This is a genomic window from Polynucleobacter sp. 35-46-11 (assembly GCF_002281105.1).
On record NZ_NCFJ01000237.1, the window covers coordinates 1 to 3,810 of the forward strand.

General features: G+C 46.6%; 4 protein-coding genes and 1 pseudogene. 4 read left to right on the forward strand and 1 reads right to left on the reverse strand.

Annotation, left to right across the window (positions count from 1 at the left end; all coding sequences use genetic code 11):
- The 4 genes and pseudogenes from B7Y67_RS12580 to cysM all read left to right on the forward strand — a co-directional run.
- Nucleotides 1–108 (forward strand): annotated as a pseudogene (locus tag B7Y67_RS12580) (D-glycero-beta-D-manno-heptose-7-phosphate kinase); the annotation flags it as partial.
- Nucleotides 105–1,124, forward strand: coding sequence for an ADP-glyceromanno-heptose 6-epimerase (gene rfaD / locus B7Y67_RS12585; protein WP_293598943.1), 1,020 nt, complete (start codon nt 105–107; stop codon nt 1,122–1,124). The pseudogene B7Y67_RS12580 and the gene rfaD, both read left to right, overlap by 4 nt.
- 97 nt (nt 1,125–1,221) lie before the next feature.
- Nucleotides 1,222–1,617 (forward strand): helix-hairpin-helix domain-containing protein, encoded by a 396-nt coding sequence (locus tag B7Y67_RS12590; protein ID WP_293598944.1) that lies wholly within the window; start codon nt 1,222–1,224, stop codon nt 1,615–1,617.
- 41 nt (nt 1,618–1,658) lie between these two features.
- On the forward strand, nt 1,659–2,570 hold the full coding sequence (gene cysM, locus B7Y67_RS12595; protein ID WP_293598945.1) for a cysteine synthase CysM: 912 nt from the start codon (nt 1,659–1,661) through the stop codon (nt 2,568–2,570).
- Between the two features lie 18 nt (nt 2,571–2,588).
- Here the strand turns inward: cysM and mltB are convergent.
- The coding region (gene mltB / locus B7Y67_RS12600) for a lytic murein transglycosylase B (RefSeq protein ID WP_367227285.1) at nt 2,589–3,810 on the reverse strand (1,222 nt) is incomplete at its 5' end.

Genomic DNA, 3,810 nt, shown 5'->3' on the forward strand with positions numbered 1-3,810 from the left:
GCAGCTGGCTGGCCCCTGGAAAGAGCTATGGCTTTAGCTAATCGAGCTGGTGGTATTGTGGTTGGCAAGTTGGGAACAGCCACCGTTACTTCTGAGGAATTGCAATGACGATTATCGTAACTGGCGCTGCTGGATTCATCGGCGCCAATATTGTTCAAGCGCTCAATGCGCGTGGTGAGAAAAATATTATTGCCGTAGATGATTTACGTCCTGCGGATAAGTATCGTAATTTGGCCGATCTAGACATCATTGATTATCTTGATAAGGATGAGTTTCTAGAAGCATTTAGAAGCGGTCGTTTTGGTAAGGTCAGGGCGGTGTTTCATGAGGGGGCTTGCTCGGATACGATGGAAACTGATGGCATCTTTATGATGGCAAATAATTTCCGCTACACCATGGACTTGCTCGATATCTGTACAGAACAAAAAGTGCAGCTACTCTACGCTTCTTCTGCAGCTACTTATGGCGGATCGGATGTTTTTGTTGAAAGCCGTGAGCATGAGAAGCCATTGAATATTTATGGCTACTCTAAGTTCTTATTTGATCAAGTCATGCGCAAGCGTTTTGCTGACAAGGCCAATACAGCGCAAGTAGTTGGATTTAGGTACTTCAATGTCTATGGTCCTCGTGAGTCACACAAGGGTCGCATGGCTTCAGTAGCCTTTCACCAATATCACCAATACAAAGCCAATGGCAAAGTAAAACTCTTTGGTGAATATGGTGGTTATGCTGCTGGTGAGCAGAGTCGCGACTTTGTTTCAGTAGAAGACGTGGTGAAAGTGAATTTATATTTCTTGGATCATCCAGAAATCAGCGGCATCTTTAATCTCGGTAGTGGTCGTGCGCAGCCATTTAATGATGTGGCTCATGCGGTAGCAAACGCCATGCGTAAAATCGATAATGCCAATCCTGCTAGCCTTGAAGAGTTGGTTAAAGAAAAAGCGATTGAGTACATTCCATTTCCAGATGCACTCAAAGGCAAGTACCAGTGCTTTACTCAGGCTGACTTAACTAAGTTGCGTGCCGCTGGATACTCAGAGCCCTTCCTCAATGTTGAGAAGGGTGTCAGTCGTTATATCGCCTGGCTATCGGCCAATACTGATTTCTTGGCAAGCCCGCTTTAGACTTTAAAAAGCAGTCAACAGACTGAATTTCTATTCGTTGTAACTGATCCACTTGCACTTCGTGTGAGTGGATTTTTTATTAACCGATGGAGATTACATGAATCAATTATTAAAGTCCTTAGTATTTTCGGTATTGGTGGCTGTCTCAGCTTTATCTTCAGCCTCACCAATTAACGTCAATACGGCCACCCAGTCTGAGCTGGAGAGTATCAAAGGTATCGGACCTTCGAAAGCGAAAACCATTATTGCGGAGCGTTTAGATGGCGGGCATTTTCAGGATGCTAATGATTTACAAAAACGCGTACGTGGCATTGGTATGAAATCGGTTGAAAAGATGGTGGATAACGGCTTAACTATTGAGGCGCCCAGCTCCTTTCGTGAACCGCATGGTAGGACGAATAAAGAGGGAGTCAAGGCTAGTAGACGCAGCTCTCGTGGTCAAACTAGCTCTCGCCATAGTGCGGATCGTACGGAAGGAAATCGCCGAAATTAAACCCTTTTACGTCTAGCCTGGCTTATGGCTAAAATGGTTTCATGAGCACACCTTCTTACTTAACTATTTCGCAGACCGTGGGTAATACGCCCCTGGTTCGTTTGCAACGTATTCCTGGCGCTGATAACGATTCAAAAGGTAATCTGATTCTAGGAAAGTTGGAGGGAAATAATCCAGCGGGGTCGGTGAAGGACCGACCCGCGCTGTCGATGATCCTCCGTGCTCAAGAGCGAGGCGAAATCAAACCCGGCGACACTCTCATTGAAGCAACTAGCGGTAATACTGGCATTGCTTTAGCGATGACTGCTGCTATGTTGGGTTACAAGATGGTTTTGGTGATGCCCGAGAATCAAAGTATTGAGCGCCGCCAAAGTATGGCTGCTTACGGTGCCGAGTTAATTCTGACGGCAGCTTCTGGCGGTATGGAATTTGCCCGTGACTATGCACTGCAATTGCAAAAAGAGGGCCGCGGTAGATTGTTAGATCAGTTCGCGAACCCAGATAACCCTCGTGCCCACATTGAAACCACTGGCCCGGAAATCTGGCGTGATACTGATGGTCAGGTTACGCACTTTGTTTCATCGATGGGTACTACTGGAACAATTACTGGAGTGTCAACTTACCTGAAGTCCATGAATCCCAATATCCAAATTATTGGCGCTCAACCGGAAGAGGGTTCGCAGATTCCAGGAATTCGTAAATGGGCTCCAGAGTATCTGCCAAAGATTTATCAGGGCGACAAGGTTGATCGTATTGAGTATGTAAGCCAAGCGGATGCTGAAGAGATGGCCCGTCGCCTTGCTGCTGAAGAGGGTATCTTCTGCGGTATTTCAGCTGGCGGGGCTTTGGTTGTTGCCTTACGAATTGCTCGCCAAGTAGAAAATGCCACGATTGTCTTTATTGTCTGCGACCGTGGCGACCGTTATCTTTCTACTGGGGTTTTCCCAGCGTAATACATTCAATCTAAGCTATTAAGCTTGTTTTTGTTTTTTCTTACTAGCAGGCTTCTTCGGTTTGGATTTGACCGGCTCCTCTGACTTTGTTTCTGACTTCGCTTTACTTGCGGTAGTGGGAACGACACTCTGATTTTTATAGCCTAGCACTTCTGCAAACTCAGCAACACTTTGTGCGTAAAAGTAACTGCGGTTGTATTGCACAATCGTCAGAAAATTATTGAGTCCAACGACGTAACGAACCTGATCGCTACCGTCTTTATCGGGGTAAGGTAGATCAACAATGAGGGCCTTGCTTTGTGGTTCAACACCCCCAGCCTGAAGATCGCCTTGCTCTTTAGTGAGGATGCCTTTTGCGATGAGCTCTTGAACCGAGTATTTGAGTTGTGGCTCTCCATCTGCTAGCGCTCTCGCCTCACTGACTGCCCCTTCCTGAACAGGGAAGTAAATCGGCATTCCAGGTTGCCAGCCATGCTTTCTCATAAAGTTAGCCACGCTAGCAATAGCATCCTTAGGACTTTGTTTAAGGTCAATGCGCCCATCACCATCGCCATCTACTGCGAAGCTGCGAATACTACTTGGCATGAACTGTGGCAGACCAATCGCACCAGCATAGGAGCTGTTCTGATTCAGGCAGGCATTAAAGCGAGTTTGATTCAATCCTTGCTGACTATTATTGGCGGGCAAGCTACCACCCCCTTCAGTCCAGCACATCAGGATGAGTTCTTGCAGTTGGTCTTTAAAGAGCTGCTCTCGACTGGCTTTGTTGGGTGTATCTGGGTAGCTAAAAGCTAATGTAGAAAGTGCATCCTTGACCCGGAAATTACCGGTTTGACGGCCATAAATGGTTTCAATACCAATAATGGAGACGATGATTTCAGCTGGGACGCCTGATTCTTGCTCAACCTTGCTTAAGAATGCCTGGTTTTGCTCCCAAAAGACCTTGCCAGCTTTCAGGCGAACTGGCTCAATAAAACGCTTGCGATAGGCGACCCAATTCTTTTTAAAGCTGCCCGATGGGGGTAATACCAATTTGCGTATGGAAGGGATCGTTTTAGCATCAGAGAAACCCAATTCAAGGCTGGTCTGAGGGATTCCTTGGGTTTGGGCAATTTGAGCGATTAATTCATTGAGATTTTGGCTAAAACGGGCTTCTGTTGCGACATCTTCAGACTGGTTTACGATAGTCTCTGTAGGGCTAACTTGCTGAGTGGGGATGCTGGAGCATGCCCCTAGTAGT

Excerpts from the sequence above, each read along its gene's own strand:
- rfaD (WP_293598943.1), top strand. The coding sequence starts at position 105 with ATGACGATTATCGTAACTGGCGCTGCTGGATTCATCGGCGCCAATATT.
- B7Y67_RS12590 (WP_293598944.1), top strand. The coding sequence starts at position 1,222 with ATGAATCAATTATTAAAGTCCTTAGTATTTTCGGTATTGGTGGCTGTC.
- cysM (WP_293598945.1), top strand. The coding sequence starts at position 1,659 with ATGAGCACACCTTCTTACTTAACTATTTCGCAGACCGTGGGTAATACG.